The sequence below is a fragment of the Massilia sp. LC238 genome (genome assembly GCF_000735635.1).
Taxonomy (GTDB): domain Bacteria; phylum Pseudomonadota; class Gammaproteobacteria; order Burkholderiales; family Burkholderiaceae_D; genus Telluria; species Telluria varians.
Genome location: NZ_JNNN01000025.1, coordinates 70,786 through 97,450, shown reverse-complemented (window position 1 = coordinate 97,450; position 26,665 = coordinate 70,786). Strand labels below are relative to the sequence as shown.

Sequence of the window (26,665 nt, the reverse complement as noted above, 5' to 3'; positions counted from 1 at the left end):
CCTGCAAGGCTTTGGCGGGGTGCTGGCGGTCGTCCAGCGCGAGATTGTCGAGCGCAAGCGCTGGCTGACGCAGGAAGAATTCATCGAGGACTGGGCCGTGGCGCAGATCATGCCCGGGCCCAACGTGCTCAACCTGTCGATCATGATCGGCGCGCGCTGGTTCGGGCTGCCCGGCGCCGCGGCCGCGGTCGCCGGCCTGCTGGCCTTGCCGCTGCTGCTGGTGCTGGTGCTGGCGGCCTTCCACGCGCAGTATGCGGACCATCCCGCGGTGGCCGGCGCGCTGCGCGGCATGGCGGCCGTGTCCGCCGGCCTGATCGCCGCCACCGGCCTGAAGCTGTCGAGCGCGCTGGCCAGGAACCCGATCCCGCTTCCCTGCTCGGTCGGGATCGCTGCGGCCGCCTTCGCCTTGCTGGCCTGGCTGCGTGCGCCGCTGATCTGGGTGCTGCCCACGCTGGGTGCGCTCGGCTGCGTGCTGGCTTGGCGCAGGCTGCGATGACGGCGGCTCCGCTCGTTCTGGGATGGCACGACTGGCTCAGCCTGTTCGTCCATTTCCTGATGCTGTCGCTGATGCAGTTCGGCGGCGCGATCTCGGTCAGCGCCGACATGCAGCGCTTCCTGGTCGAAGACAAGGGCTGGCTGGCCCAGTCGCAGTTCAGCGATGCGATCGCGCTGGCGCAGGCGGCCCCGGGTCCCAACGTGCTGTTCGTCGCGCTGATGGGCTGGCACCTGGGCATGAACACCGGCAGCCTCGGCGCCGCGCTGGGCGGCGTGGCGCTGACCATGGCCGGCATCCTGCTGCCCTCCTCCATCCTCAACTACCACATCGCGCAGTGGGGACACCGCAACCGCGAGCTGCGCGCGGTGCGCGCCTTTCGCCTCGGCATGGCACCGATCGTGATCGGCATGCTGCTGGCCACCAGTTGGCTGCTCGCCGGCGCCGGGTCTGGCAAGAGCAGCTGGCCGGCCTGGCTGCTGGCCCTGCTATCCTGCCTGCTCATCTGGCGTACCCGTCTGCACCTGCTGTGGATGCTGGGCGCCGGCGCCCTGCTCGGCGCGCTCGGATTCGTGTGACTGGCAAGCTGCAACGCCACAGGGCATACTTGCGGGATTGACCACTCATCCAGCGAACCCATGCTCGAACTTCTCAGCGAACACGCCTGCTTCGGCGGCGTCCAGCGCTTCTACCGCTTCGATTCGACCGCCATCGGCCTGCCGATGCGCTTTTCCGTCTACCTGCCGCCCGGCGCCGAAGGCAAGCGCCTGCCTGTCCTGTTCTACCTCGCCGGCCTGACCTGCACCGAAGAGACCTTCATGATCAAGGCCGGCGCCCAGCGCGTGGCGGCGCAGGAAGGCCTGATCCTGGTCACGCCCGATACCAGCCCGCGCGGCGCCGGCGTGCCCGGCGAGACCGACAGCTGGGACTTCGGGGCGGGCGCCGGCTTCTATGTCGACGCCACCGAGGCGCCATGGTCGCAGCACTACCGCATGTACAGCCACATCCTGGAACTGCGCGAGCAGGTAGTAGCCCAGCTGCCGGCCGACCCGGCCCGTGTGGGCATCTTCGGGCACTCGATGGGCGGGCATGGCGCGCTCATGATGGCGCTGCGCAATCCAGGCCTGTTCCGTTCGGTGTCGGCCTTTGCGCCGATCGCGGCGCCGATGCGCTGCCCGTGGGGCCAGAAGGCCTTCGGCGGCTACCTGGGCGCCGACCAGGCGAGCTGGCGCCAGTACGATGCGAGCGAACTGATGGCCGCGATGGACACGGCGCCCTTCCCGGGCGGGATCCTGATCGACCAGGGGCTGGCCGACAAATTCCTGGCCGAGCAGCTGTATCCGGAAGCCTTCGAGGAAGCTTGCGCCCGTGCGGGCCAGCCCGTGACCCTGCGCCGGCATGAGGGCTACGACCACGGTTATTACTTCATTTCGACGTTTGTGGAAGACCACCTGCGCTTCCACCGCAGGCTGCTTGGCTGAGGACCAGGCGGACACACCTGTGCCCGCTTGAAAAGCTGCTGCCTCCATCCTATAAAGACATTGCCGGCACCCACCGGCACTCTTAGGACCTATCCCAGTAGGGAGGAGGAAGTTGATGGCGATGCATGGCAAGCGCGGGCAAGGCGCGAGGACGCCGCATGGCGAGCCATGCAAGGACGAGCAACGCGGCCCCCGCTTGTCAGGCGCGCTAGCAACGACTCATTCCCTACTGGGATAGGTTCTTAGTCCTTATCCATGGAGGCCATCATGAATCTCATTAGACGAGGCAATAGCCCGCTCCCGGCCTACCGTCCGGGCGCCGTCGAGGACCAGTTCGGGCGCATGGTCGAGAGCATGTTCCAGGACTTCTTCGCCCCGCTCGCACAGGGTGGGCAATGGGCCGGCGAAGCTGCCGCGACGCCGCGGCTGGACGTCAGCGAAACCGAGAAGACCTACGAAATCCAGGCCGAACTCCCCGGCGTGAACAAGGAGGACGTCAAGGTCTCGGTCGACGGGCAGCGTGTCACCATCGAGGCGGAATGCCGCTCGGCAAACGAACGCCGCGAGGGTGAAACCGTGGTGTATGCTGAACGCACCGCACGCAGGTTCATGCGCAGCTTCGCCCTGCCCACCGAAGTCGACGACGGTTCGGCACAGGCAAAGCTGGAGAACGGCGTACTGCAGCTGAGCCTGCCCAAAAAGCAGGGTACTGAAGCACGCCGCCTGACCATCCAGTAATCGCCCGGCCACGCGCCCGGCGCAGTCCATGGTCCGCGTCCCGCGTTGCGGCGCCCTGCCGCGGCGCGGCGCGGCCGTTTTGCGTTCTACCATGGCTACGTTTCGTTCTATGCGCTTCACCATGCCGGAGACCGAAGGCTACAAGGACCGCATCCACGCCGGCCGACAACTGGCGCGCTGCCTGCGGCATCTCGCCGGCCAGGCCGACCCGATCGTGCTCGGCCTGCCGCGCGGCGGCGTGCCGGTGGCCTTGGTGGTGGCCCAGGCCCTCGGCGCGGAGCTCGACGTCCTGCTGGTGCGCAAGCTGGGCATGCCCGGCAACGAGGAATACGCGATGGGCGCGATCGGCAGCGGCGGCGTGCGCGTGCTGCAGCCGGGCGTGCCCGGCCTGCTGGGCGTGACCCAGGAACAGGTGGACCAGGTGGCCGCGCGCGAACTGGCCGAGCTCGAGCGGCGCGACCGCCTCTACCGGGGCGGTCGCCCGCCGCCGCGACTCGAAGGCCGCTGCGTGATCCTGGTCGACGACGGCATTGCGACCGGGGCCAGCATGCTGGCCGCGGTCCAGGCGGTGCGCAAGCACCGGGTCGCGCAACTGGTGGTGGCGGCGCCGGTAGGCGCGCCCGACACCCTCGAACGGCTCGCGCGCGAAGCCGACGAAGTCGTCTGCCCGATTGCCCCGCCCCGCTTCCATGCGGTCGGCCAGTTCTACCGGTCGTTCGGGCAGACGGATGACGAAGAAGTACAGGACCTGCTGGCACAGGCATGGGCGGCGCCCGCCGCGCCGAATGGTGGGCAGCAGGGGAACAAGGACAACAGAAAGGAGCGGACATGAAACCAATTCCAACCGAGACGGCAACCGATGTGGGCAGCGTGGGTAAATGGCTGGGTGCGGCAGCGGCCGGAGCGCTGCTGATGTACCTGCTGGATCCCGAACGCGGCTCAGCGCGCCGTTCGCGCGCAGTGTCCGCGGTGCGCGCAGCCGGCGCCCGCACCGGGGCGACGGTCGACGGTGTGCTGCACAGCGCCGGCGACCGCCTGGTGGGGCTGAAGGACAGCGCCGCCAGCGCCCTGTCGCGCGGCGCCGACCGCGTGCAGGCCAAGGCGGCGCCGATGCTCGAACGCGCCCGCCACGGCGCCCAGGAGGCGACCCATCGCCTGGAAGACAGTGCGGAACGCGTGCGCGAGCGCGCCCGGGCCGCGGCCGACGGCAGCAGCATGCGCGGCTACGAATCCGATACCAGCCGTTCGCCGGCGCGCTACAACCGCTACGAGCCGGCCCGCGAGCTCGAGGCCGGGCAGCGTGCGCGCGGCGGACTGTCCGCGTGCCTGCGCGGCTCGCGCGGCAGCGCCCGGGACGAGCGCGGCCCCGACTATCTCGAAGGAGCCCATCCGGCCCTGGTGGGCGGCGGCATGCTGGGCCTGCTCAGCCTGATGCGCCGCTCTCCGGGCGGCCTGCTGATCGGACTGGCCGGCCTGGCCCTGCTGTGGCAAGGCACGCGCGACAAGACCTACCGCGTCAGCGACAACATGCCGGCCCGGCTGCCGCAGATGAACCAGCAGGACGAGCATGGCCAGGCGCCGATGATCCCCCCAAGCGAGCAATCCGGCAGCCGTTACCTGCACTGAGCGAGGCGATGCGTCCATGGCCAGCGTCACCGACCACGAAAGCGGCGTCCTGCGTGCGGCCGCCCGGCCTCTCACGGGCAGCGCGTCCGACTACGACCCGCTCCTCGAGCTCGTCGGCGATGCGCGCTTCGTGCTGCTGGGCGAAGCCACCCATGGCACCGCCGAGTTCTACGACGAGCGCGCGCGCATCACCCAGCGCCTGATCGAGGAAAAGGGCTTCACGGCGGTGGCGGTCGAAGCCGACTGGCCGGACGCCTGGCGCGTCAACCGCTACGTGCGCGGCGAAGGCGCGGACACCGACGGGCGCGCCGCCTTGTCCGGCTTCGAACGCTTTCCCGCCTGGATGTGGAGGAATACCTCGGTACTGGCTTTCGTGGAGTGGCTGCGGGAGCGCAACGACGCCGCGGGCGCCGGGGGTGGCAGGACCAAGGCCGGCTTCTACGGCCTCGACCTGTACAGCCTGTTCACCTCGATCCAGGAAGTCGTGCGCTACCTGGAAGGAGTCGACCCGGTAGCCGCCGAGGAAACCCGGCGCCGCTACGCCTGCTTCGACCACTACGACCAGGACAGCCAGCATTACGGCTATGCGGCCAGCGTCGGCCTGTCGGAGTCGTGCCAGAAAGGCGTCAACGCGGCGCTGCAGGATTTGCAGCAGCGCGCCTTCGACTACATGCAGGCCGACGGCGCCAGCGCCGAAGATGCCTTCTTCTACGCCCAGCAGAACGCGCGCCTGGTGAAGAACGCCGAGGAGTACTACCGCACCATGTTCCGCGGGCGCATCTCGTCCTGGAACCTGCGCGACAGCCACATGGCCGAAACCCTCGACGCGCTCGCGCGGCACTTGTCGCGCGAGGGCAAGCCGGCCAAGATCATCGTCTGGGAGCACAACTCGCACATCGGCGACGCGCGCGCCACCGAGATCGGGCGCCAGGGCGAATGGAACGTGGGCGAGCTGGCGCGCAAGGCCTATGGCCAGGATGCCTGCCTGATCGGTTTCACCACCTATGACGGCCGGGTGACGGCGGCCTCGGAATGGGACGGCCCTGCCGAACACAAACACGTCCGGCCCGGCATGCCCGGCAGCTACGAGCACCTGCTGCACAGCGTCGGCATGGAGCGCTTCTTCCTGCCGCTGCGCGAACCCGGCGCGGCACGCGACCTGCTGATGGAAGAACGGCTGGAACGCGCCATCGGCGTGCTCTACCTGCCGCGCACCGAGCGCCAGAGCCACTACTTCATGGCCCAGCTGCCGCGTCAGTTCGATGCGGTGATCCACATCGACCGCAGCAGCGCGGTGACGCCGCTGGATGCGACCAGCGGCTGGCATTCGGACGAGCCGCCGGAGACCTATCCGCAGGGCTTGTGATCTCGCGCCCAGGCTTACATTGTTGAACGGCCAAAGCAATCAAGTTCACAGTTACCCTCAGCACGTCGCCCCGGCGAAGGCCGGGGCCCAAGTTTCGTAGCGTTGCGGTGCAATCACCTTGAACCAGCTTGCATGAAAAATTGGGTTCCGGCCTTCGCCGGAACGACGTTGACGGGTCAGCGGGTCAAGCGCGCTGATGAGCAGTATCGAGGCTCAGCCCTCGAAAAACGCATACCCATTCCTCCCCTGCCCCTTCGCCAGGTACAGCGCGCTGTCGGCCGCCGCCAGCAGCTGTTCCTGCGGCTGGCGCGGCTGCGACAGCGCCACGCCGACGCTGGTCGAGACCTGCACCGGCCCGGAGCTGGTGCGAAACGGCACCCGCATGCTTTCCACGATCTTCCCCGCGATGTGCTCGGCCTCGACGCGCGTGCCGATTTCTTCGAGGATGACCACGAACTCGTCGCCCGACAGGCGCGCCGGGGTGTCGGTGGCGCGCACGCCGGCGCTGAGGCGGCGCGCGAATTCCTTCAGCACTTCGTCGCCGATGCCGTGTCCATGGGTATCGTTGATTTTCTTGAAATGGTCGATGTCCAGGTAGGCCAGGGCCAGCGGCTTGCCGCTGCGGCGCGCGCGGTCGAGCGCGTGGTGCAGGGTCTCGCCGAACATGCGCCGGTTGGCGATGCCGGTCAGGGTGTCGACCCGCGCCAGCTGCTGCAGCTGCTCCTCGACTTCCTTCACGTGGGTCATGTCGTGCACCAGCGCGTACGCACCCGCCACGCTGCCGTCCGGCTGCTGGTCCGGGATGTAGGTGCCCTGCAGGATGCGCGGTTCGCCCTGCACCCGAATGCGCACCTCGTGCGTCACCGCCTGCCCGCCGAAGGCCTGCTCCAGGTGCGGCGAGATGTCCGCCTCGGTTTCCGCACCCAGCAGTTTCGCCACCGGCATCCCGACCAGTTGCTCGGGCGTGATGCCGAACCACTTTTCGTAGGTGGCGTTCCCGAAGCGGAAGCAGTGGCGGCGGTCGATATAGGCAATCAGGACAGGCAGGTTGTCGGTGATCATGCGCAGGCGCCGCTCGCTGGCCGCCCGGTGGTTCTCGGCCAGCTCGCGCTCGGCCATCAGCGCATGGAAGGCCCGCCCCAGTTCGCCGATTTCGTCCTTGCGCCCGTCGCGCAGCACGTCGATGTCGGCGCCGTCCTCGCGAATCGCGGCGACGTTGTCGCGCAGGTCCTGCAGCGGCGCCAGCAGCCGGAACACCAGCACCCAGGCCAGCAGGCCGGAAGCCAGCGCCAGGCCGCCGGCGCTGAAGAAGGCGTTGTGGCGCATCCTGTCCATCGGGGCAAAGGCCTCCGCGCTCGGATAGCGCGCCGCCAGGATCCATCCGGTGGAGCGCAGGCGCTTGTAGGCGTAGATCGAATCGGTACCGTCCTTGCTTTCGGTTTCGAGCCAGCCCTCGAAGCCGGCCAGGGCGCGGTCGGTGCCCCGGTTCACGCCGGGCGTGCGGCCGACGTGCTGGAACAGGCGCGATTCGTCGGGATGGTCGATGACCATGCCCTCGGCCGTCATCAGGAACAGGTAGCCGGTCTTGCCCGGCTTGAGGGTGCTGATCTGGCGCAGGAAGCCGGAACGCCGCAGGTCCACGCTGCCGGTCAGCACCGCCGCCACCTTGCCCGACTCGTCCAGTACCGGCGCGCTGAAGACCACGATGTGGTTGCCCGTCAGGCGGCTGCGGATCGGCCGCGAGATCACGCCCTTGCGCGTCTGGAGCGTGCGCTCGAAGTAATCGGTGCCGCGCGCGGTGAGGGCCGCCGCCCCGGGCAATTCGCGCACCGACAGGCGCAGCTCGCCGTCGGCATCGAAGACCACCAGGTTCAGGTATTCGTTGGCGTCCCAGAACTTCATCTGGTCGGCGAGGAAAGCCCGCAGCCCGGCCCAGTCGGTGTGCAGACGTGGCGGAATGCCGGCGGCGAGCGCTTCGACCTGCCCCAGCCGCTCGGCCAGGCGGTCGTCCATGAACGAGGCCGCGCCGGACAGCAGGGTGTACTGCTGGTCGCCGATCACGCCCTTCATGTCGCGCTCGGCCACCGACAGCGTCGAGAGCGTTACCAGGAGGGTGGCAGCGAACACCAGTACGGCTGCCACCGAGGCCAGCCGCAGCTTGAGGTTCGCCGATGCCAGGCGTGGACCTTGTTGGGTCATGAAATATCACGAAACGGATCAGCAGGATGACAAAGTATTACACGTTCCTTGTATCCATACCGCTCCGTTAGACAGGCAATCCGTCAGTATTGTTCGGACCGTTCGATTGGATTAGCATGTCGGATTCGCTCTTATTTCTTCCCCGCAAACAACGAGGCTCCGCATGAGTAAATACACGCTGCACATCAACGGCAAGACGCAGGCCGTGGAGGTCGAACCCGACACGCCGCTGCTGTGGGCCCTGCGGGACAGCCTCGGCCTGGTCGGCACCAAGTATGGCTGCGGCCTCGGCCAGTGCGGCGCCTGCACCGTGCACATCGACGGCGTACCGGCGCGCGCCTGCCTGACGCCGGTATCCAGCCTGGGCAAGCAGAAGATCACCACCATCGAGGGCCTCGACCCGAAGGCGCAGCATCCGCTGCAGCTGGCCTGGCAGGAACTCGACGTGCCGCAATGCGGCTACTGCCAGTCGGGCCAGATCATGAGCGCCTGCCATCTGCTGAAGCAGCACCCGAAGCCGACCGATGCGCAGATCGACGAAGCGATGGCCGGCAACCTGTGCCGCTGCGCCACCTACACGCGCATCCGCGCCGGCATCCATCGCGCCGCCGAGATCGCTTCCACCGCAAAGGGCAAGAAATGAGCCAACTGAAGAGCGCACCGACCTCCCCTTCCCGCCGCAGCTTCCTGCGCACTTCCGCCGTTGGCGGCGCCTTCATGCTCGGCATGTCGGCCGAAGGCGTGCTGGCGGCGGCCGCGAACACGGCCGCCAGCGCCGATTTCACCCCGAACGCTTTCATTCGCATCGGCCGTGACGGACGCGTGACGCTCATCTCGAAGCAGCCCGAGATCGGGCAAGGCATCAAGACCTCGCTGCCGATGGTGATCGCCGAACAGCTCGAGGTGGATTGGAAGGACGTGCGCGTCGTCCAGGGCGACCTCGACCCCGCCCTGTACGGCCCGCAGGGCGCCGGCGGCTCGACCTCGACCCCGAACAACTACGAGAACTTCCACCGCCTCGGCACCGCCGCCCGCATGATGCTGGTGCAGGCCGCGGCCAATACCTGGAGCGTGCCGGTCTCCGAATGCGCAGCGGCCAAGGGCGCCGTCGTCCACGGCCAGAGCAAGCGCCGCCTCGCCTACGGCGCCCTGGTGGAAGCGGCGTCGAAGCTACCGGTGCCCGATGCGAAGAGCGTGGTGCTGAAAGACCCGTCCACCTACAAGCTGCTGGGCACCCGCATCGGCGGCGTGGACAACGCGGCCATCGTTGCTGGCCGTCCGCTGTTCGGCATCGACGTACGCCTGCCCGGCATGCTGTACGCGGTGTATGCCAAGTGCCCGGTCTTCGGCGGCAAGCCCGTCAAGGCCAACCTGGATGCGATCAAGGCCATGCCGGGTGTGAAGGATGCCTTCATCGTCGAAGGCACCAGCAACCTGAACGGCCTGCGCCCGGGCGTGGCGATCGTCGCCACCTCCACCTGGGCCGCGCTGCGCGCCCGCCGCGAGCTGCAGGTGACGTGGGACGAAGGCGAAGGCGCGAACCACAGCTGGGCCGATTTCACGGCCCAGGCCCAGGCCGCATCAAAGAAGGCCGGCGCCGCCACGGTACGCAAGGACGGCGACGTCCCGGGCGCGCTGGGCAAGGCCGCCAAGGTGGTGGAAGCGGCCTACAGCTACCCCTTCATCTCGCACGCGAGCATGGAGCCGCAGAACTGCACCGCCTGGTTCAAGGAAGACGGCGCGCTGGAACTGTGGGCGCCGACCCAGAACCCGGGCTCCGGCCAGGCCCTGGTGACATCGACCTTCGGCATCCCGAAAGAAAAAATCCTGCTCCACATCATCCGCAGCGGCGGCGGTTTCGGGCGCCGCCTGAGCTCGGACTTCATCGTCGAGGCGACCGCCATCGCGAAGCGGGTCGCGGCGCCGGTCAAGCTGACCTGGACCCGCGAGGACGACCTGCAGCACGACCACTTCCGCCCGGGCGGCTTCCACTTCCTGCGCGGCGGTGTGGATGCGGCCGGCAAGGCGGTGGCCTGGCACAACCATTTCGTGACCTTCGCCAACCGCGTCGAGCGCGAGGGCAAGAGCGTCCTGCAACCGGGTAGCGGCGGCAACCTCTCGAGCGACGAATTCCCGGGCCGCTGGCTGGAGAACTGCCTGTTCGAGCAGACCATGCTGGAAACCCGGGTGCCGATGGGCCCGTGGCGCGCGCCGGGCAGCTGCGTGTTCTCCTGGGTGCTGCACAGCTTCATCGACGAGCTGGCGCATGCCGGCGGACGCGATCCGCTCGAGTTCCGCCTCGAGCTGTTGGGCAGCAAGGACCTGGTGCCGGCCAGCTTCGAACGCGGCCAGCCCTACGACGTCAAGCGCATGCGCAACGTGCTGGTCGAAGTGGCGCAGCGCGCCGGCTGGGGCAAGAAGAGCTTCCCGCGCGGCCAGGGCCAGGGCATCGCCTTCCACTTCAGCCACCGCGGCTACGTGGCGCAGGTGGCCGAGGTGACCGTGTCGCGCGAGGGCAAGCTGAAGGTGGACCGGGTGATGGTGGCGGCCGACGTCGGTTCGCAGATCGTCAACCTGTCGGGCGCCGAAAACCAGGTGGAAGGTTCGGTCATCGACGGCCTGTCGACCATGATGTTCCCGGAGCTGAACATCGAGAAGGGCCGCATCGTGCAGAGCAACTTCCACGATTACGGGTTGCTGCGCATGCCGGATACCCCGACCAGGATCGAGACGCACTTCATCAAGACCGACAATCCGGTAACGGGCCTGGGCGAGCCTGCCCTGCCGCCGCTGGCGCCGGCGGTATGCAATGCGATCTTTGCCGCGACCGGCAAGCGGGTGCGTCAGCTGCCACTGAGCAAGACCGACCTTAGCTGGAGCTGATGGATAAGGGGCGCGGGATGGCGCCCGTTGCTTTAGTGTCTGTGCGCCGGGTCGTTGTCCTTGGCGCCGTGATACTCGAGGATTGACGCCGCCTTCTCGAGCCGCGATTCGTCGGCGGTGACGGTGACGACGCACTTGCCGATCTCGAGTCCCGGCGTGTACACGTCCTTGTAGTCGGTGCCGCCCTTCACCGCGGGCGAGTCGCCCACCGTGAAATTGGCTTCCGACGGGCCGGCCTCGTCGCCGGTATGGCTGATTTCGATGCCATCCCGGTCGAAGCCCGCGTCCAGCAGCGCCTGGCGCGCGCGCTCCGCATCCTGCACGTTTTCGATCACACGTACGATCTGCTTGTTCATGGTGCCTCCATCGATTCCTGTTGGAGAGACCGTACCAGAAATGCGCGCGGGCCGGCGCTCACCCTGCTTTTAGCGCCCCTTGCTGATCTGTTGCAGCAGCTTGAAGGCTTCGCTCTCCAGCACCGGCTGCGCATCGGCGAGCTCCTTGCTGGCCTTGACGTAGGCGGCGCGCTTGCGCTCCTTCTTCTCTTCCGGCGGCACGACCGGCTTGGCGCCCGGGAACATGATCTGCGGACCGCTGTTGAACTTTTGCTGGATGAGCTGCTTGCCGTAGGGCGTGTTGTAGAAGCGGGTCATCTCGGTCGCGGTATCGACGGAGATCACCTTCGCCATCGGCAGCGCCAGGCGCCGATGGACCTCGGCGGGCGGCGTGCGGTCGAGCTTGGCGAACACGTCCTTGCGCTGTGCTTCGCTCGGATAGCGGCTGCGCGCGGCGACGCCGCGCAGTGTTTTCTCGGCCTGCATGGCGGCCAGCAGGTCTTGCACGGCCTTGACGTGGGCAGGACTTTGCGCCGCAACCTGTGCCGGCGGCGCCGCGGCGGCGGCAAAGGCGGGGTTCACGGCGACCAGCGACAAGCCGAGCATGGCATGGACTGCAAACTTCATGGTTTTCCTTTCGGATGAGGATCTCATCGCGAATGATGCCATGTCCCAGCCTAAAGATATGCGTGGAAACTCACTTAAGGCTGGCTGCGCTCACGCTAGCGCCCGATGCCGATGCCGATCCCCAGGCCGCTGCGTCCCCCGCTGCCGAAGCCGCCGAAGATCGAGGTCGATACGCCGCCGCGTCGGACACCGTCGCGCTCGGCCAGCTGGACGACGCAGTTCCGCCAAGGGTCGGAATTGACTGCAAAACCCAGCTGGGTGCAGGCTGGTCCGAATTCGGTGATCAGGCGCTCCATCTCGGCTTGCTGCTGCATTGCCTTTTCCTGGGGCGTCGCACACCCGAGCAAGCAAAGGGCGCTTGCTGCCGTCACGATCAATGCGCGCATGGCGGTTCTCCCTATCTCAGGTTTGGTATCGCCAACTTACCGCGATGTGCAGAAAGGGGCAAGGTGCTCGACACTTGCCTTGACGTAGGAGCGCTCCTGCGGCGGCGTCCGCCCGGAACCTGGCGTGCCGCTCAGCGCCGCCTGGCTTGCGCCCCTTCCAGATAGGCGCGCAGCTCGTCGAAGCTGACGGCCCCGCGCCCCCGGGTATCGATGGCGTCGAAATGCCGGGAGACGAATCCAAACCCTTTCGCCTCCTCGCGCGACAACGTGCGGTTGCCATCCAGGTCGGCCGCCCGGAACTGCGCCTCCAGCTTGGCCAGCGCCTGCGCACGCAGCGCCGCCCCCGCCGCCGGCGACGCGTCGGCCGGACGGTTCCGCAATGCCGGCGGAAGCTGGGCGTCGGCGCCAAGCGGCACCTGCGCGTCAGCCGCACCCGCCGTACCCAGGAGGAAGAAAAAGAGCAGCATGATCTTCATTGTGCCACCGATACGCTGTTGTAGAAAGCACGCAGATCCGCCTTCTGGAGGCGGCGCACGCGGTCGTCCAGGTAGCTCATGTGGCCGCTGTCGTAGTTGCGGATCTGGATTGCGTTGCCTGCACCCAGGCGCGCCAGGTCGAGCTCGGTCTGGTAGAAGGGTGTCGCCAAGTCATGGTAGCCGCTCATGGCGATCGGTTTCAGCGCGGGATCGAGCGTCAGGGCTGCGGCGAGGTCCGGGATAAGGCCGACAATTGGCAGACTCAGCTTCCCTATGTGCTTGTTCACGGTGTTTGAAGAACTTCCCGAAGGTTCTGCCTGAGTTGTTCAGCCTTCTCTGGATGAGGAGCGTATTGGATAGCTAGTGCAGCAGCCGATTTGGCTTCCGCTTTTCTGTCCAGTGCGTAAAGCACGTGAGCCTCTTCCAGCCGTGTAAGCCAACTGCCTGGCGCATGGCTGAGTGAGGGAGCCAGGGTGTCAAGCGCACGTGCGCTTTCGCCAAGCCGAAGAAGATGGTCTGCGAGAAAATAGCGCGCAACGATAAGCGCCGGCGATCCTTCCACCTCGCCCTGGGCGATTTCGGTCTCCAGGGACTTTTCCAACTGGGTAGTCGCCTGATCATGTCGGCCGAGGTGCTTGAGTACACACGCGTACTCGCCGTGGTAGCCCGATAGCCTGTAGTGTTGTGGGTCAGCCAAAGCAATGGCTTCTTCATACAGCAGCCGGGATTGCTCATGCCGACCAGCTTGCCAGTGGTCAAACGCTTCGGTTGCCAGCCTCGATGCTTTCGCTTGATCGATCATTCAGTTCCAAACGCCTGTTCTTGCTACCGACATCTAGTAAAGCGAATCGCGCTGCCGCTGTGGCAGAGCACTGTCATACGCGCCGCCATCGATCTGGCCGCGGGTGAGCGCGGCCAGCATCGTCCCCGGCGACGGTACGCCCGCGGTATCGTGCTCCTGGGGATGCCAGAGCCGCGAGCGCAGGATCGAACGCGCACATTGGAAGAAGACCTTGTCGACGGCAATGCGCAGGACGCAGATCGGCCGCTTGCCTTCGTGTTCGAACGATGCGAGCAAGTCCGGCTCGACGGAGATCTGCGTGCGGCCCCGCACCCGCAGGGTTTCGCCGACGCCCGGAATCATGAACAGCAGGCCGGCGCGCGGATCGGCGACCAGGTTACGCAGGCTGTCGATGCGATTGTTCCCGCGCCGCTCCGGCAACAACAGCGTCTGTTCGTCGACGATCCGCACGATTGGTCCGGCGTCGCCACGCGGCGAGACGTCCAGTCCCTGCGGCCCGTTCGTGGCCAGCAGGGCGAAGCGCGCCTGCGCCAGCCAGCGCGCGTAGACAGGGTGCAGGCTGTCGGTTTCCTTGGCGAGCGACGGCGCCGCGACGTCGCCGAACAGGGCCTCCAGCGAGGCGAGGTCGGTCACGAGATGGTCGGTCATGGGCCTTCCGTTCAATCCGGCACCACGGCAGTCACTTCGATCTCGATGCGGGCGCGTTCTTCCATCAGCGCCGCCACCTGCACCGCGCTCATGGTCGGATAATGGCGCCCGATCACGTCCCGGTAGGCGGCGCCGAGCGCCGCGCCGGCCTGCAGGTATTCCTGCCGGTCGAGCACGTACCAGGTCATGCGCACGATGTGCTCGGGCCCGGCCCCTGCCTCCTTCAACACGGCGACCACGTTTTCCAGCGCCTGGCGCGCCTGCTCCACGAAATCGTCGGTCTGGAAGCGGCACTCGGCATCCCAGCCGATCATGCCGCTCACGTAGACCTGGCGGCCACGGGCGGCGACGCCGTTCGAGTAACCCTTCGGGCGCACCCAGCCGGGTGGTTGCAGGATATCCATCAGTTCCCCTCCTGGGCCAGCAGTTCGCGCGCAATGATCAGGAGCTGCACTTCGCTCGCGCCCTCGTAGATGCGCAGCGCGCGGATTTCACGGTAGAGCGTCTCGACGGTCTCGCCGCTGACCACGCCCTGCCCGCCGAACAGTTGCACGGCCGCGTCGATCACCTGCTGGGCGGTCTCGGTCGCGGTCAGCTTGGCCATGGCGGCTTCTTTCGTCACGCGCTTGCCCCCGTCGCGCAGCCAGGCCGCACGGTAGGTCAGCAGCGCGGCGGCATCGATCCCGGTGGCCATCTGCGCCAGCTTGGCCTGGGTCAGCTGGAAGTCGGCCAGGGTCTTGCCGAACATCGCCCGTTCGCGGGCACGCTTCAAGGCTTCATCCAGCGCCCGGCGTGCGAAGCCGAGGCTGGCCGCCGCCACCGAGGTGCGGAACACGTCGAGCGTGGCCATCGCCACCTTGAAACCCTGCCCTTCCTCGCCGATGCGGTTGGCAAGCGGCACCCGGCAGGCCTTGAAGCGCAGGCGCGCCAGCGGGTGCGGGGCGATCACCTCGATGCGCTCGGCGATCTCGAAGCCGGGCGTGCCGGCTTCGACGATGAAGGCGGAGATGCCGCGCGAACCCCTGCCGCCCTCGCCGCCGCCGTCGCCGGTCCGTGCGAACACGACATAGAAGTCGGCAATACCGCCGTTGGAGATCCAGGTCTTCTCGCCATCGAGCACGTAGCTGTCGCCATCGGGCCGGGCGGCGCACTGCATGGCGGCCACGTCCGAGCCGGCCTGCGGCTCGGACAGCGCGAAGGCGGCGATGGCCTGGCCGCCCGCCACGCGCGGCAGCCAGGTTTCCTGCTGCTCTGCCTTACCGAACAGCGAGATCGCGCCGCTGCCCAGTCCCTGCATGGCGAAGGCGAAATCCGCCAGGCCGGCATGGCGCGCCAGCGTTTCGCGGATCAGGCAGATGGCGCGGGTGTCGATCTGCCGGCCGGCGCCGCCAACGGCATGCTGCAGCCAGCCGCCGGCGCCGAGTTCCTTTACCAGCGCGCGGCAGGCAGCATCGACGTCGCGGCCATGCGCATGCTGCAGGTGTTCACCCGCCCACGCATCGAGCGCCAACGCCAGCGCGCGGTGACGCGGCTCCAGGAAGGGCCAGTCGAGGTAATCGCGGTCCGCCATCTCAATCCCCCTCGAAGCGTGGCGTGTCCTTGGCCACGAAGGCGTGGTAGGCACGGTGGAAGTCATTGGTCGCCATGCAGATCGCCTGGGCCTGGGCTTCGGCCTCGATGGCTTCGTCCACGCCCATGTTCCACTCCTGTTGCAGCATCTTCTTGGTCATGCCGTGCGCGAAGGTCGGGCCGTTGGCGAGCGTTGCTGCGAAGGCCTGCGCTTCGTCCAACACCGTATCCGGCTCGCACAGGCGGTTGAAGAAGCCCCAGCGTTCCGCTTCCTCGCCCTTCATGGCGCGGCCGGTATAGAGCAGCTCGGCCGCCCTGCCCTGGCCGATCACGCGCGGCAGCAGCGCGCAGGCGCCCATGTCGCAGCCGGCCAGGCCGACGCGGGCAAACAGGAAGGCGGTCTTGCTGCGCGCGGTGCCGTAGCGGATGTCCGAGGACAGGGCCAGGATCGCGCCGGCGCCAGCACAGACCCCGTCCACGCTGGCGACGATCGGCTGCGGGCAGGCGCGCATGGCCTTGACCAGGTCGCCCGTCATGCGGGTAAAGGCCAGCAGGCCGGGCATGTCGAGTTTGGTGAGCGGCCCGATGATCTCGTGCACGTCGCCGCCCGAGCAGAAATTCTCGCCCGCGCCTGCGATGACGATCGCCTTGACGTCGTCCGCGTAGGCCAGGGCGCGGAACAGGTCGCGCAGCTCGGCGTAGGAGTCGAAGGTGAGCGGATTCTTGCGCTCCGGCCGGTTCAGGGTGATGGTCGCCACCCGGTCCTGCACGGCGTACTGGAAGTGGGTGGCCTGGTAGCCGGCAAGGCTGGCGCGGCTGCCCGGCAGCCGGTGCGCTTCGCCCGGAGAATAGTGCATACGGTGACTCCTGATTAAATAAATTCAGCCTTCGAGCAGGCGTGCGGCCAGCTGCTGCGGCGTCAAACCGCTGCCGGCCGCGTGCATCTGGCGCTCGCGTTCCAGGTTGCGTTCGAGCTGCAGCTTGCCGGATTGGTACTGGCGCGGCCAGGCAGCGCCGGTGTAGCCGATGCGCGCCGCTTCGTTCAGCGTCCAGGCCGGGTTGGCCAGGTGTGGCCGGGCCACGGCGCACAGGTCGGCGCGGCCAGCCGAGACGATGCCGTTGACGTGGTCGGCCTCGTAGATGGAGCCGACCGCGATGGTGGGGATGCCGGCTTCGTTGCGGATGCGATCCGCGAACGGGGTCTGGAACATGCGCCCATATACCGGCTTTTCTTCCTTGCTGACCTGGCCCGAGGAACAATCGATCATGTCGGCGCCAAGCTCCTTGAACAGGCGCGCGATTGCCACCGCATCATCCGGGGTAATGCCGCCCTCGACCCAGTCGTGGGCTGACAGGCGCACGCTGATCGGTTTGTCTGCGGGCCAGGCGGCGCGGATCGCGGCGAATACCTCGAGCGGATAGCGGCAGCGGTTCTCCAGGCTGCCGCCATAGGCGTCCTGGCGGCGGTTGGTCAGCGGCGAGATAAAACTCGACAGCAGGTAGCCGTGGGCGCAGTGCAGTTCCAGCCAGTCGAAGCCCGCCTCGTACGCCGCGCGGGTGGCGCGCACGAAGTCGCGCTTGATGCGTTCCAGGTCCTCAGGCGTGGCTTCGCGCGCCAGCTGCGACACCCCTTTCAGGTATTGCTGGGGCGAGCTCGAGACCAGCGGCCAGTTGCCCTCCTCGAGCGGCAGGTCGATCCCGTCCCACATCGGCCGGGTCGAGCCCTTGGCGCCCGCGTGGCCCAGCTGCACGCCGATCTTCGCGTCGGAATTCGCGTGCACGAAGTCGACGATGCGCTTCCAGGCCGCCGTGTGTTCCTCCGTGTACAGGCCGGGGCAGCCGGGGGTGATGCGCGCATCGCTCGAGACGCAGGTCATCTCGGCCATCACCAGCGCCGCGCCACCGAGGGCGCGTGCGCCCAGGTGGGCCAGGTGGAAGTCGCCCACCGCGCCGTCCACCGCCGAGTACTGGGCCATCGGCGAGACGATCACGCGGTTCTTCAGCAGCACGCCGCGCACTTTATACGGGGTGAACATCGGCGGCGTGAAGCCACTTGGCGCCGGCACGCCGGCCTGCGCCGCCGCCCGCGCGGCGAACCAGCGCTCGAAGCCGGACACGTAGGCAGGGTCGCGCAAGCGCAGGTTTTCGTGCGACAGGCGCTGGCTGCGCGTGAGCAGCGAATAGGCGAACTGCTCGGCCTCCATGGCCGTATAGCGCTTGACGTTCTCGAACCATTCCATCGAATTGCGCGCCGCGCTCTGCAGCTTGAGGAGCTCGACCCGGCGCGCTTCCTCGTAGGCGCCCAGGGCCTGTTCCATGGGCACGGCAGGGTCGTCGAGGCAGCGCGCCAGCTCGATCGCGTCTTCCAGCGCCAGCTTGGTGCCGGAGCCGATCGAGAAGTGCGCGGTATGGGCGGCGTCGCCCATCAGGACCACCGGCACGCGGCGCCCGTCGATCTCGTTCCAATGCACCCACTGGCGGCAGGCGATGCGCGGGAAGCGGATCCACATGCTGGAGCCGCGCAGGTGGGCGGCATTGGCCATCAGCGGCTGGCCGTCGAGGTAGCGGGCGAACAGGCGCTCGCAGAAGGCCAGCGCCTCGCCCTGGTCCATCGCTTCCAGGCCGGCGGCCTGCCAGGTTTCCTCGGGTGTCTCTACGATAAATGTCGACGTGTCGCCGTCGTACTGGTAGGCGTGGGCCTGGAACCAGCCGTGTTCGGTCTCCTCGAAGGCGAAGGTGAAGGCGTCGAAGCGCTTGCGCGTGCCGAGCCAGACGAAGCGGCAGTGGCGCCGTTCGACCTCCGGCTGGAATACGTCCGCATACCGGTTGCGTACCGCGCTGTTGACGCCGTCGCAGGCCACCACCAGGTCGGCCTGGTAGGCGCGCGCCAGCTCGGCGTCGTCGCGCACTTCGTGCTCGAATTCCAGCCGTACGCCCAGCGCGGCGCAGCGCTCCTGCAGGATGTTCAGCAGGCGCCTGCGGCCGATGCCGCAGAAGCCGTGCCCGCCGGAGGTGACGCTGCGTCCCTTGAAGTGGACGTCGATCGCGTCCCAGTGGTTGAAGGACTGCAGGATGGCGCGTGCGCTGTCCTCGTCGGCCCCGGCCAGGTGGCCGAGCGTCTGGTCGGAAAACACCACGCCCCAGCCGAAGGTGTCGCTGGCGCGGTTGCGTTCGACGACGGTGACGGCGTAGTCCGGGTGGCGCTTTTTCATCAGGAGGCCAAAATACAACCCCGCCGGACCGCCGCCCACGCACACTATGTTCATTCCCGCTCCCACTTAGGTGTTGCCGACATCTTACATGCGCGAATGCTTTAAGTGTCAAGCAATGTTGGGGGCAGCTTGCAAGCGGTATATCCGACAGCATTGTTTTAGTACAATACAGAAACGCCTGCACCTTATTGGTGCATGGGCAACCGCACTTACCGAGACTGAATGAATCCTTTGCTCCAGCGCCTACGCCTGAACAGCCTGCGCAGCCGCCTGATGCTGCTGGTGGCGCTGGCGATCACCCCCATCGCGATCATGACCGTGCTGGGCGGCGTGCGCGAACGCGAGGCGGCGATCCGCGCCTCCGAAGAGAATCTGCAGCGCCTGACCGGCATGGCTGCCGCCAACGAAGCCCAGTCGCTCGATCGCGCACGCCAGATCCTGGTGGACCTGGTCAGCGTGCCGGACCTGATGGGCCCGACCGAGCGCTGCAACGCCCTGCTGGCCGACGTCCTCGACCGTAACGAAGGCTACGCCAATTTCGGCCTCATCCAGCTGGGCGGCGAGGTGACCTGCAGCGCGGTGCCGATGCTGCACCCGGTGAACCTGGGCGACCGCAGCCACTTCCGGCGCGCCATCGCCGAGCGCCGCTTCATCGCCGGCGACTACGTGTTCGGCCGGGTGATCCGCCGCCATACGATCAACCTCACCTACCCGGTCACCAACCGCAGCGGCCGCGTAGTGGCCGTGGTGTTCTCGGCCATGGACCTGGCCGGGCTCGACACCTTCGTCAACGAGATCAACCTGCCGGCCGGCTCGATCCTGGAGACGGCCGACGCCAACGGCCTCCTGATCTCGCGCCGGCCCGATCCGGAGCGCTGGTTCGGCAAGAAGATCAGCGCCCCCCTGCTCGCCGCCATGCGCGACCCGGCGCTGCGCCCGGTGCTGCTGCGCGGCGAGGACGGCATCGAGCGCCTGCATGCCTTTGCCCGCGTGGGCGGCCCCTCGCTGTCGGAATACACGGTGACCATCGGCGTGCCGGTCGAAACCATCACCGCGGCGGCGCGCGAGGCCCAGCTGATGTCGCTGCTGGGCCTGGGCGTGACCACCATGCTGGCCTTGCTGGCGGCCTGGCTGGCCGGCGACATCCTGATCGTGCAGCGGGTGCGCAAGCTGATGGACACCGCGCGCCGCATCGCCGCCGGCGAGCTGCAGGCGCGTTCCGGAATCAGTTCCGGCAACGAGGAGATCGGCCGCCTGGCCGTCGCCCTCGACGAGATGGCGGCCGCCCTGCAGGCCAAGGAGGCGGCGCGCAGCCAGGCCGAGCGCGAACTGCGCGCGGCCGACCAGCGCAAGGACGAATTCCTGGCGATGCTGGCCCACGAGCTGCGCAACCCGCTGGCGCCGATCAGCACCGGCGCCCACCTGCTCAAGCTGCTCCATTCGGACAACGCCCAGATCACCCAGACCTGCGCCATCATCGCGCGCCAGGTCGAGCACATGACCAGCCTGGTGGACGACCTGCTGGACGTCTCGCGCGTCACGCGCGGCCTGGTCTCGCTGTCGACCGGGGTGCTGGACCTGCGCAAGGTGGTGGACGATGCGGCCGAACAGATCCGCCCCTTGATTTCGGCGCGGCGCCACAAGGTGGTGCTCGACCTGCCGAGCGAGCCGGTGCGGGTGAAAGGCGACCACAAGCGCCTGGTGCAGGTGGTGGCCAACCTGCTGGGCAACGCCACCAAGTACACGCCCGAGGGCGGCCACATCACGCTGCGCCTGTTTGACGACGAGGACAGCTACGTGCTCACCGTCACCGACGACGGCATCGGCATGGAGCCGGCGCTGGTGGACCGCGTGTTCGACCTGTTCACCCAGGCCGAGCGCACCCCGGACCGCTCGCAGGGCGGCCTGGGCCTGGGCCTGGCGCTGGCGCGCAGCCTGGTCGAGCTGCACGGCGGCAGCGTCAGCGCGGCCAGCCCGGGACTCGGCAAGGGCAGCACCTTCACCGTGCACCTGCCGCGCTGCGGGCCGGAAGCCGAGGTGCAGGTGCTCGATGTGGGCCGCCATGCGGCCGCCGCCCAGGCGCCGCTGCGCGTGCTGGTGGTGGACGACAACCTGGATGCCGCCCATACCCTCAACCTGTTCCTGGCCTCCAGCGGGCACCGGGTCGAGATCGCCTACAACGCGCTGGACGCGATCGAAGTGGCGAAGGTGTTCTCGCCCCAGGTCTGCCTGCTCGACATCGGCCTGCCGGACATGGACGGCAACGAACTGGCGCGCCGCCTGCGCCGCCTGCCGCAGACCAGCGGCGCCCTGCTGGTCGCCGCCACCGGCTACGGCCGCCAGCAGGACCGCGACGCCGCCCGCGACGCCGGTTTCGACCATTACATGGTCAAGCCGGTCAATACGGTGCAGCTGAGCGAGCTGCTGGCCTCGGCCGGCGCCGCACCGGCCACCAGCTGAGGCAACAGGCCACACTCCCTGGGCGACGCCGCCCCGCCGGCGCTTCGCATATCATCGGGCTTTACGTCGAGGGGCGCGCATGGGTGAAGTCGGGGTGGTGCTGGCCATGTTGGTGGCGGTGGTGGCGAGCGGCTACCTGGTAAGGGTGCTGCCGATCGCCCTTCCGCTGCCCCTGGTCCAGATCGGGCTGGGCGTCCTGATCGCCAGCATGGGCTGGCATCCGGTGCGGCTCGATCCGCACACCTTCTTCATCCTGTTCCTGCCGCCGCTGCTGTTCCTGGACGGCTGGCGCATTCCCAAGGTCGGGCTGTTCCGCGACAAGAACGTGATCCTGGAACTGGCGCTCGGCCTGGTGCTGTTCACGGTGGTCGGCGCCGGCTTCCTGATCCACTGGCTGATCCCCGAGCTGCCGCTGGCCGTGTCCTTCGCGCTGGCCGCCATCCTGGCGCCGACCGATCCGGTGGCGGTCGGCTCGATCGCGGCGCGGGTACCGATCCCGCCGCGCCTGATGCACATCCTGGAAGGCGAATCCCTGCTCAACGATGCCAGCGGCCTGGTGTGCTTCCGCTTCGCGGTGGCGGCCGCCCTCACCGGGACCTTCTCGCTGTCGAACGCCGCGCTCACCTTCCTGTGGGTGGCGCTGGCCGGCGTCGCCTCCGGCGTGCTGGTCACGCTGGCCATGGGCGGCCTGCAGCGCCTGCTGGCCAAGCGCTTCGGCGAGGAGCCCGGCGCGCCGATCCTGCTCAACCTGCTGCTGCCCTTCGGCGCCTACCTGGTGGCCGAGCACATCGGCGCCTCGGGCATCCTGGCGGCGGTCGCCGCCGGCGTCACGATGAGCTACGTGGAGCTCAGCGGACGGGCACTGGCCACTACCCGGGTGCGCCGCAACGTGGTCTGGGATACCGTGCAGTTCGCACTCAACGGCGTGATGTTCGTGCTGCTGGGCGAACAGTTGCCGGACATCGTGCGCGCCGCGGTGAACGGCCCGGACCTGGCGGTGCCGCGCGACTTCTGGTGGCTGGCGGGGCACGCACTGGCGATCAGCTTCGGGCTGATCGTGCTGCGCCTGGTGTGGGTCTGGGTCTCGCTGCGGCTGTCCATGGCGGCAGCGCGGCGCCAGGGGCGTGCGGGCATCATGCCGCGCAAGCGCCTGATCCTGGCCACCTCGCTGGCCGGGGTGCGCGGCGCCATCACCCTGGCGGGCATCCTCACCCTGCCGCTGGTGCTGCCGGGGGGCGAACCCTTCCCGGGACGCGACCTGGCGGTATTCCTGGCCAGCGCCGTCATCGTCATCTCCCTGGTGGTGGCCAGCATCGGCCTGCCGCGCGTCCTGCACGGGCTGGAACTGCCGCCGGAAACCACGCTCGATGCCGAGGAGGACCAGGCCCGCGAGGCGGCCGCGCTGGCGGCGCTGGGCGCCATCGACAGCGCCGGCCCACCCCAGCCCTTCGACGAGAAGGATGCCGACCTCCATGCCAGCGCCGCCGAGCAGGTGCGCGGCATGTACCAGCACCGGCTCGGCGGGGCCGGCGACAGCCACCATCCGGGCCGCGCGCGGGTGGCCGAGGAAGCGGAACGCCACTACCGGCTGGCCGCGCTGGCGGCGGAGCGCAAGGTGCTGCTGCGGATGGCGCGCAACGGCCAGATTTCCGACGAGACAGCGCGCCGCCTGGTGCGCGAGATCGACCTGGTCGAGGCGCGCTACCAGCCCAGCCGCCAGCACTAGCGCACTACGTTAGCTCCCGTACGGCGCGGGCGCCGGCTTCGGCGTAGGATCGGGCAACCAGACTGGAAGGAAGCCCATGCACAGCGAAGAAAACGGCAGCGCCGACAACCCGCTCAGCGATCCACCCGCCGCCGCGAAAGCCGCCGGCCTGCGCTACGTCCACGACGACCGCCCCGGCATCCGGCGCGAAAAGTCCGGCGACGGATTCCGCTACCTCGACGCCGGCGGCGACCCGGTCACCGACGAAGCAAGCCTTGCCCGCATCAAGTCGCTGGTGATCCCGCCGGCCTGGACGGACGTGTGGATCTGCCCGCAGGCCAACGGCCACCTGCAGGCCACCGGCCGCGACGCCAGGGGGCGCAAGCAGTACCGCTACCACCCGAAGTGGCGCGCCGTGCGCGACGAGGTGAAGTACGAGCGCATGCTGAACTTCGGCCAGGCCTTGCCGGCCATCCGCAAGGAAGTCGACCGCGCCCTGTCCCTGCCCGGCATGCCGCGCGAGAAAATGCTGGCCACCATCGTCTATCTGCTCGAGGCGACCATGATGCGCGTCGGCAACGAGGAATATGCGCGCACCAACAAGTCGTTCGGCCTTACCACGCTACGCAACCGCCACGTCAAGGTCGACGGCAGCGACGTCGAGTTCCGCTTCCGCGGCAAGAGCGGCGTCTACCACAAGGTAGAGGTGCACGACCGCCGGGTGGCGCGCATCATCCGGCGCTCGCGCGACCTGCCCGGCCAGGAACTGTTCCAGTACGTGGACGACGAGGGCGAAACCCACAGCATCGACTCGAGCGACGTCAACGACTACCTGCGCTCAATCACCGGCGAGGACTACACCGCCAAGGATTTCCGCACCTGGTCGGGCACCGTGCTGGCTGCCCTGGCGCTGCAGGAGTTCGAGAAGTTCGACTCCGAGGCCCAGGCCAAGAAGAACATCGTGCGCGCGATCGAGTCGGTGGCCGAGAAGCTCGGCAATACGCCCTCGGTCTGCCGCAAGTGCTACGTGCACCCGGTGGTGCTCGACGCCTACCTCGACGGCACGGTGCTGGAAACCCTGCGCGAGCGCACCGAGCAGGAACTGAAGGAAGAGCTGCACGCCCTGCAGCCGGAAGAAGCCGCGGTGCTGGCCATGCTGCAGCAGCGCCTGCGCCATGAACAGGAACAGGAGCAGAAACGCGCCAGGGCCGCACCTGGAAAGTCCGACAAGCCCAAGCGCGCGCCGCGCCGCCGCAGCGCGCCCCAACCCATGAGAGGAGCAGCATGAGCAAGCAGTCAGGATGGTCGATCGAACAGGTCACCGCTTTCGAGCACCAGGTGACCGGCGTCTCGGTCTCGGAGGACAACCGGATCTTCGTGAATTTCCCGCGCTGGACCGAGGACAGCGCGGTGTCGGTGGCCGAAGTCGGCAAGGACGGCAGCCTGCGCCCCTACCCGGACCAGGAATGGAACGCCTGGCGCAACGCGCGCAAGGATGAACTGCCGCCCGACCGGCACTGGGTCTGCGTGCAGAGCATCGTCGCCGACGGCCGCGGCAGCCTGTGGGTGCTGGATCCGGCCGCGCCCGCGCAGGCCCACCTGGTATCGGGCGGCGCCAAGCTGGTGCAGATCGACCTGGCCACCGACCGGGTCAGCCGCAGCATCGCCTTCGACGAAGAAGCCGCCCCGCAAGGCTCCTACCTGAACGACGTGCGCTTCTCGAACGACGGCAAACATGCCTTCATCACCGATTCGGGCGTGGTCGGGGCGATCCTGGTCGTCGATCTTGCGAGCGGCAAGACGGTGCGCCTGCTCGACGGCCATCCGTCCACCCAGATGAAGAAGGGGCTGAACGTGAAGGCCGACGGCAAGGAGCTGCGCCGGCCGGATGGGCGCGGCGTCGAGTTCTCGGCCGACGGCATCGCCTTGTCCGATGACGGCCAGTGGCTGTACTGGCAGGCGATCAAGGGCGATACCCTGTACCGCATCGCCACGTCAAGCCTGCTGGGCGCGGGCATGCAGGGGCAGGACGTGGGCGGCGAGGTCGAGGAGTTCGGCAAGAACGGCGTCTCGGACGGCCTCCTGATCCCGCGCGGGACCAACCGGATGCTGCTCAGCGCCGTCGAGGACGATGCGGTGAAAGTGCGCGACCTCGACGCCGGGCCCGGCGGCCAGCCCGAGATCCTGGTGCAGGACAAGCGCCTGCGCTGGCCGGACACCTTTACCCAGGGCCTGGACGGCACGGTCTACGTGACCACCTCGCATATCCAGGATTCGGCCTTCTTCAAGCCGGATGCGCCGCCTGCCCTGCCGACCCAGCTCTGGAAGCTGGTCGGCGGACAGTTCTAGGCCTTACTTGATGTAGTAGCCGGACACTTTCCAGCTGCCGTCCGGCTCGCGCATCGGCACCACGGTCTCGACGCCGGCCTTGTTGGCGAACTCGGTCTGGTACTGGATCACGACATACTCGCCCGCGGGGGCGTTGGGAAGGCTCGTGGTGTGGTGGGCGCGCAAGAAGCTGCGCGACCGCACGGCGCCATACGGCGCGCGCGTCTTGCGCATGGCGTCATTCCATTGCTGCTGCGTCACCAGGCCGCGGAAGCTCGCTGCGGTCCGCGACCAGCTGCCGGCATAGTCGGCTCCATCGACCAGGGGCAGCCAGGCTTCGGCCGCGGCGGCGGCGGCCTGCGTCGGCGTGGCGGATTCCTGCGCGATGGCAGGCTGCACGCATACTGCAAGGCTCAATAAGGCGGCGGCAAACTTCATGGCGATCTCCGGTCGTGGCTGGTAGCGGTGCCACCAGCATACCGGATCATCTTCGCAACAATGTCTCGCATTGTTGCATCTAGCTCAAGCTACCTTGGCCTGGAATTCCGAAGAAGCGATATCGGCCAGGTCGCACAGCGCCTGCAGTTCGGCAGAGCGCAGGCGGCGCGGTTCGCGGTCGATCACGCACAAGGTCCCCATCGGCAGGCCGGAACGGTCGCGCAGCGGCACGCCCGCATAGAAGCGGATGTGCGGCTCGGCCAGCACCAACGGGTTCTCGCGGAAGCGCTCGTCGGTGGCGGCGTCTTCGACCATGAAGGGCGCATCCTGCAGGATGGCGTGCGAGCAGAAGGCCCATTCGCGCGGCGTCTCCTGTGGTCCCAGGCCGACGCGCGCCTTGAACCACTGGCGGCGCGCGGTCAGCAGCGACACCAGGGCGATCGGCGAGGCGGTGACGGTGGCCGCCAGGCGCACGATGCGGTTGAAGCGCTCTTCCTGCGGGCTGTCGACCAGCCTGGACGCCGCCAGCGCCGCCAGGCGGCGCGGCTCATCGGCGATGGTCGGGAAGGTTTCGTCCCCCTGCAGCAGGAATTCCGGATCGGTCGGCGCCTGCACCAGCGTTTCGCCGGAAAGCGCGCCCGACAAGGGTCCTGCACGGTCCAGCATGGCCTGGATCGTACTTTGACGGGTACGCCGATGGCCCCCCGGGGTTTTCCACGAGGGGATGGCGCCGCTCTCCATCCATAACTGAACGGTGCTGGTTGCGACGCCCAGCATGCGCGCCGCGGCACTGGTAGTGAGGATCGGGTCCTCTTCGGTGAACTTGCTCTGCATTAGCGGTCCTGGTTATCTCTTGAAGTATACCCGAAATGACGAAATCCCTCATTTAAAAC

The 26,665-nt window shown here is 68.0% G+C and carries 26 protein-coding genes and 1 pseudogene; 13 read left to right on the top strand and 14 right to left on the bottom strand.

The genetic code is table 11. From position 1 onward, the window contains the following. The 7 genes from FG94_RS05830 to FG94_RS05800 all read left to right on the top strand — a co-directional run. Positions 1-496, top strand: a 496-nt coding sequence (locus FG94_RS05830) for a chromate transporter (protein WP_036208367.1), incomplete at its 5' end; no start/stop codon positions are given. Next, positions 493-1,071: a chromate transporter gene (locus FG94_RS05825; protein ID WP_036208314.1), complete on the top strand. Its 579-nt coding sequence runs from the start codon at positions 493-495 to the stop codon at positions 1,069-1,071. The genes FG94_RS05830 and FG94_RS05825, both read left to right, overlap by 4 nt. Before the next feature lie 60 nt (positions 1,072-1,131). Next, a complete protein-coding gene (gene fghA, locus FG94_RS05820; protein ID WP_036208312.1) occupies positions 1,132-1,974 on the top strand; it encodes an S-formylglutathione hydrolase in 843 nt (280 codons plus the stop codon). Positions 1,975-2,241: 267 nt separating this feature from the next. Next, entirely contained in the window at positions 2,242-2,712 is a 471-nt protein-coding gene (locus FG94_RS05815) for an Hsp20/alpha crystallin family protein (protein WP_036208310.1), read from the top strand. Between the two features lie 109 nt (positions 2,713-2,821). Next, complete coding sequence (locus FG94_RS05810) at positions 2,822-3,544, top strand: phosphoribosyltransferase (protein WP_036208307.1); 723 nt, start codon at positions 2,822-2,824, stop codon at positions 3,542-3,544. Continuing rightward, on the top strand, positions 3,541-4,338 hold the full coding sequence (locus FG94_RS05805) for a hypothetical protein (RefSeq protein WP_152570862.1): 798 nt from the start codon (positions 3,541-3,543) through the stop codon (positions 4,336-4,338). Before FG94_RS05810 ends, FG94_RS05805 begins: the two co-directional genes overlap by 4 nt. A 16-nt stretch (positions 4,339-4,354) precedes the next feature. Then, complete coding sequence (locus FG94_RS05800) at positions 4,355-5,704, top strand: erythromycin esterase family protein (protein ID WP_036208302.1); 1,350 nt, start codon at positions 4,355-4,357, stop codon at positions 5,702-5,704. 213 nt (positions 5,705-5,917) lie between these two features. Here FG94_RS05800 and FG94_RS05795 read toward each other — a convergent pair whose 3' ends face one another. Next, entirely contained in the window at positions 5,918-7,903 is a 1,986-nt protein-coding gene (locus FG94_RS05795) for a diguanylate cyclase domain-containing protein (protein WP_036208300.1), read from the bottom strand. Between the two features lie 163 nt (positions 7,904-8,066). On the opposite strand from FG94_RS05795, the gene FG94_RS05790 reads away from it, so the two are divergent. Together FG94_RS05790 and FG94_RS05785 are read left to right on the top strand one after the other, a co-directional pair. Next, positions 8,067-8,546 (top strand): (2Fe-2S)-binding protein, encoded by a 480-nt coding sequence (locus tag FG94_RS05790; protein WP_027863559.1) that lies wholly within the window; start codon positions 8,067-8,069, stop codon positions 8,544-8,546. Beyond that, the gene (locus tag FG94_RS05785) at positions 8,543-10,786 is read left to right on the top strand and encodes a xanthine dehydrogenase family protein molybdopterin-binding subunit (protein WP_036208298.1); all 2,244 of its coding nucleotides are present in this window, start codon (positions 8,543-8,545) and stop codon (positions 10,784-10,786) included. Before FG94_RS05790 ends, FG94_RS05785 begins: the two co-directional genes overlap by 4 nt. Before the next feature lie 32 nt (positions 10,787-10,818). Here the strand turns inward: FG94_RS05785 and FG94_RS05780 are convergent, their stop codons facing one another. The 11 genes and pseudogenes from FG94_RS05780 to FG94_RS05730 form a co-directional block, all read right to left on the bottom strand. After that, on the bottom strand, positions 10,819-11,142 hold the full coding sequence (locus FG94_RS05780) for a hypothetical protein (protein ID WP_036208296.1): 324 nt from the start codon (positions 11,140-11,142) through the stop codon (positions 10,819-10,821). Between the two features lie 69 nt (positions 11,143-11,211). After that, entirely contained in the window at positions 11,212-11,748 is a 537-nt protein-coding gene (locus FG94_RS05775; RefSeq protein ID WP_051996263.1) for a hypothetical protein, read from the bottom strand. 95 nt (positions 11,749-11,843) lie between these two features. After that, positions 11,844-12,062 (bottom strand): hypothetical protein, encoded by a 219-nt coding sequence (locus FG94_RS05770; RefSeq protein ID WP_051306099.1) that lies wholly within the window; start codon positions 12,060-12,062, stop codon positions 11,844-11,846. 203 nt (positions 12,063-12,265) lie between these two features. Beyond that, positions 12,266-12,610, bottom strand: coding sequence for a hypothetical protein (locus FG94_RS05765; protein WP_051996262.1), 345 nt, complete (start codon positions 12,608-12,610; stop codon positions 12,266-12,268). Continuing rightward, positions 12,607-12,870 (bottom strand): annotated as a pseudogene (locus FG94_RS05760) (peptidase S10); the annotation flags it as partial. The pseudogene FG94_RS05760 and the gene FG94_RS05765, both read right to left, overlap by 4 nt. Before the next feature lie 23 nt (positions 12,871-12,893). After that, entirely contained in the window at positions 12,894-13,412 is a 519-nt protein-coding gene (locus FG94_RS05755) for a tetratricopeptide repeat protein (protein ID WP_036208289.1), read from the bottom strand. A 33-nt stretch (positions 13,413-13,445) separates the two neighbouring features. Continuing rightward, entirely contained in the window at positions 13,446-14,060 is a 615-nt protein-coding gene (locus FG94_RS05750) for a pyridoxamine 5'-phosphate oxidase family protein (protein ID WP_036208286.1), read from the bottom strand. A gap of 11 nt (positions 14,061-14,071) precedes the next feature. After that, positions 14,072-14,464, bottom strand: coding sequence for a RidA family protein (locus tag FG94_RS05745; protein ID WP_036208283.1), 393 nt, complete (start codon positions 14,462-14,464; stop codon positions 14,072-14,074). Continuing rightward, complete coding sequence (locus FG94_RS05740) at positions 14,464-15,630, bottom strand: acyl-CoA dehydrogenase family protein (RefSeq protein ID WP_036208280.1); 1,167 nt, start codon at positions 15,628-15,630, stop codon at positions 14,464-14,466. The genes FG94_RS05745 and FG94_RS05740 overlap by 1 nt, the downstream gene beginning before the upstream one ends. A 1-nt stretch (position 15,631) precedes the next feature. Beyond that, complete coding sequence (locus FG94_RS05735) at positions 15,632-16,486, bottom strand: enoyl-CoA hydratase family protein (RefSeq protein ID WP_036208277.1); 855 nt, start codon at positions 16,484-16,486, stop codon at positions 15,632-15,634. Positions 16,487-16,510: 24 nt separating this feature from the next. Beyond that, the gene (locus FG94_RS05730; protein WP_036208274.1) at positions 16,511-18,895 is read right to left on the bottom strand and encodes a bifunctional salicylyl-CoA 5-hydroxylase/oxidoreductase; all 2,385 of its coding nucleotides are present in this window, start codon (positions 18,893-18,895) and stop codon (positions 16,511-16,513) included. A 168-nt stretch (positions 18,896-19,063) separates the two neighbouring features. Between FG94_RS05730 and FG94_RS05725 the strand changes: the two genes are divergently transcribed. From FG94_RS05725 to FG94_RS05710, 4 genes are all read left to right on the top strand, one after another. After that, complete coding sequence (locus FG94_RS05725; RefSeq protein WP_036208271.1) at positions 19,064-21,301, top strand: ATP-binding protein; 2,238 nt, start codon at positions 19,064-19,066, stop codon at positions 21,299-21,301. Between the two features lie 79 nt (positions 21,302-21,380). After that, a complete protein-coding gene (locus FG94_RS05720) occupies positions 21,381-23,027 on the top strand; it encodes a Na+/H+ antiporter (protein WP_036208268.1) in 1,647 nt (548 codons plus the stop codon). Between the two features lie 76 nt (positions 23,028-23,103). After that, positions 23,104-24,294, top strand: coding sequence for a DNA topoisomerase IB (locus FG94_RS05715; RefSeq protein WP_036208265.1), 1,191 nt, complete (start codon positions 23,104-23,106; stop codon positions 24,292-24,294). After that, positions 24,291-25,355: an L-dopachrome tautomerase-related protein gene (locus FG94_RS05710; RefSeq protein WP_036208261.1), complete on the top strand. Its 1,065-nt coding sequence runs from the start codon at positions 24,291-24,293 to the stop codon at positions 25,353-25,355. The genes FG94_RS05715 and FG94_RS05710 overlap by 4 nt, the downstream gene beginning before the upstream one ends. Before the next feature lie 3 nt (positions 25,356-25,358). Here the strand turns inward: FG94_RS05710 and FG94_RS05705 are convergent, their stop codons facing one another. Together FG94_RS05705 and FG94_RS05700 are read right to left on the bottom strand one after the other, a co-directional pair. Then, positions 25,359-25,772, bottom strand: coding sequence for a DUF4019 domain-containing protein (locus FG94_RS05705; protein ID WP_036208258.1), 414 nt, complete (start codon positions 25,770-25,772; stop codon positions 25,359-25,361). Positions 25,773-25,856: 84 nt separating this feature from the next. Then, complete coding sequence (locus FG94_RS05700; RefSeq protein WP_036208255.1) at positions 25,857-26,606, bottom strand: GAF domain-containing protein; 750 nt, start codon at positions 26,604-26,606, stop codon at positions 25,857-25,859. Positions 26,607-26,665 lie beyond the last annotated feature (59 nt).

Bases quoted from the DNA above. Each gene is read 5' to 3' on its own strand.
- FG94_RS05825 (WP_036208314.1), top strand. From the start codon at position 493: ATGACGGCGGCTCCGCTCGTTCTGGGATGGCACGACTGGCTCAGCCTG.
- fghA (WP_036208312.1), top strand. From the start codon at position 1,132: ATGCTCGAACTTCTCAGCGAACACGCCTGCTTCGGCGGCGTCCAGCGC.
- FG94_RS05815 (WP_036208310.1), top strand. From the start codon at position 2,242: ATGAATCTCATTAGACGAGGCAATAGCCCGCTCCCGGCCTACCGTCCG.
- FG94_RS05810 (WP_036208307.1), top strand. From the start codon at position 2,822: ATGCGCTTCACCATGCCGGAGACCGAAGGCTACAAGGACCGCATCCAC.
- FG94_RS05805 (WP_152570862.1), top strand. From the start codon at position 3,541: ATGAAACCAATTCCAACCGAGACGGCAACCGATGTGGGCAGCGTGGGT.
- FG94_RS05800 (WP_036208302.1), top strand. From the start codon at position 4,355: ATGGCCAGCGTCACCGACCACGAAAGCGGCGTCCTGCGTGCGGCCGCC.
- FG94_RS05795 (WP_036208300.1), bottom strand. From the start codon at position 7,903: ATGACCCAACAAGGTCCACGCCTGGCATCGGCGAACCTCAAGCTGCGG.
- FG94_RS05790 (WP_027863559.1), top strand. From the start codon at position 8,067: ATGAGTAAATACACGCTGCACATCAACGGCAAGACGCAGGCCGTGGAG.
- FG94_RS05785 (WP_036208298.1), top strand. From the start codon at position 8,543: ATGAGCCAACTGAAGAGCGCACCGACCTCCCCTTCCCGCCGCAGCTTC.
- FG94_RS05780 (WP_036208296.1), bottom strand. From the start codon at position 11,142: ATGAACAAGCAGATCGTACGTGTGATCGAAAACGTGCAGGATGCGGAG.
- FG94_RS05775 (WP_051996263.1), bottom strand. From the start codon at position 11,748: ATGAAGTTTGCAGTCCATGCCATGCTCGGCTTGTCGCTGGTCGCCGTG.
- FG94_RS05770 (WP_051306099.1), bottom strand. From the start codon at position 12,062: ATGCAGCAGCAAGCCGAGATGGAGCGCCTGATCACCGAATTCGGACCA.
- FG94_RS05765 (WP_051996262.1), bottom strand. From the start codon at position 12,610: ATGAAGATCATGCTGCTCTTTTTCTTCCTCCTGGGTACGGCGGGTGCG.
- FG94_RS05755 (WP_036208289.1), bottom strand. From the start codon at position 13,412: ATGATCGATCAAGCGAAAGCATCGAGGCTGGCAACCGAAGCGTTTGAC.
- FG94_RS05750 (WP_036208286.1), bottom strand. From the start codon at position 14,060: ATGACCGACCATCTCGTGACCGACCTCGCCTCGCTGGAGGCCCTGTTC.
- FG94_RS05745 (WP_036208283.1), bottom strand. From the start codon at position 14,464: ATGGATATCCTGCAACCACCCGGCTGGGTGCGCCCGAAGGGTTACTCG.
- FG94_RS05740 (WP_036208280.1), bottom strand. From the start codon at position 15,630: ATGGCGGACCGCGATTACCTCGACTGGCCCTTCCTGGAGCCGCGTCAC.
- FG94_RS05735 (WP_036208277.1), bottom strand. From the start codon at position 16,486: ATGCACTATTCTCCGGGCGAAGCGCACCGGCTGCCGGGCAGCCGCGCC.
- FG94_RS05730 (WP_036208274.1), bottom strand. From the start codon at position 18,895: ATGAACATAGTGTGCGTGGGCGGCGGTCCGGCGGGGTTGTATTTTGGC.
- FG94_RS05725 (WP_036208271.1), top strand. From the start codon at position 19,064: ATGAATCCTTTGCTCCAGCGCCTACGCCTGAACAGCCTGCGCAGCCGC.
- FG94_RS05720 (WP_036208268.1), top strand. From the start codon at position 21,381: ATGGGTGAAGTCGGGGTGGTGCTGGCCATGTTGGTGGCGGTGGTGGCG.
- FG94_RS05715 (WP_036208265.1), top strand. From the start codon at position 23,104: ATGCACAGCGAAGAAAACGGCAGCGCCGACAACCCGCTCAGCGATCCA.
- FG94_RS05710 (WP_036208261.1), top strand. From the start codon at position 24,291: ATGAGCAAGCAGTCAGGATGGTCGATCGAACAGGTCACCGCTTTCGAG.
- FG94_RS05705 (WP_036208258.1), bottom strand. From the start codon at position 25,772: ATGAAGTTTGCCGCCGCCTTATTGAGCCTTGCAGTATGCGTGCAGCCT.
- FG94_RS05700 (WP_036208255.1), bottom strand. From the start codon at position 26,606: ATGCAGAGCAAGTTCACCGAAGAGGACCCGATCCTCACTACCAGTGCC.